Genomic DNA, 733 nt, shown 5'->3' on the forward strand with positions numbered 1-733 from the left:
GTGTATATACTGGACCAGCAGAAAATTCAGAATATAATTCAAGAACATACTATAGTGCAATAAAAACTAAAGTAGGGTATTTGAATATTAAAAAAGTTGGAGAAAGTAACAGTAAATTTAGAAAGGTTGATTATGAAATTCCTGTTGAGAGAGTAGAATGGTCTGTTGATAATAAAATTTAAATAAAAAAGACGATTTATCAAATCGTCTTTTTTATACTTCAGTAACATTATTTATGAAATCAAGTTGTCCATTTAATTCTTTGTTTTCTTCAATTTCTAAATCTTTCCAAATATCACGTTCTGAACTTGATAATTTTGATTTATTTCCATTAACTCTAACAGTGTAAGGTATTTCATTGTCTTTTTCAAATGTGAATACAATATGAGTTACCTTATTTCCACGACCTGAATAAGCCCCTTTTTTCTTTATTTTTTCAATTTGTGAATTATTGAAAATAGGACTTAATTCTTCTTGAATAGGCTTTAAAACTCTTTTTGTTAAATCTTTCATTTCATAACTTTCAGGAACACCTAAAATTCTTCTAAATTCTTCAATTTCAACAGACCAAATACCACTTTTTCTATATTGTTTTAATCTTCTATAACACTCTTTAGTATATTTTGATTTAAGATTAAGAAATTCTTGTAATTCAAATCTAGTGAAATTAGAAGTTAATTCATTTAATATAAAACTAAATTTTGGATTAACACCTATTTTAACTGTTTTATTG

General features: G+C 25.0%; 2 protein-coding genes. One reads left to right on the top strand and one right to left on the bottom strand.

The genetic code is table 11. From position 1 onward, the window contains the following. The coding region (locus EII23_RS13230) for a hypothetical protein (protein ID WP_221620414.1) at positions 1-182 on the top strand (182 nt) is incomplete at its 5' end. Positions 183-213: 31 nt separating this feature from the next. On the opposite strand, the gene EII23_RS12150 is transcribed toward EII23_RS13230, so the two are convergent. Continuing rightward, positions 214-733, bottom strand: a 520-nt coding sequence (locus EII23_RS12150) for a replication initiation protein (RefSeq protein ID WP_148091280.1), incomplete at its 5' end; no start/stop codon positions are given.

Source organism: Desulfovibrio sp. OH1186_COT-070, from assembly GCF_003860215.1.
Classification (GTDB): domain Bacteria; phylum Desulfobacterota; class Desulfovibrionia; order Desulfovibrionales; family Desulfovibrionaceae; genus Desulfovibrio.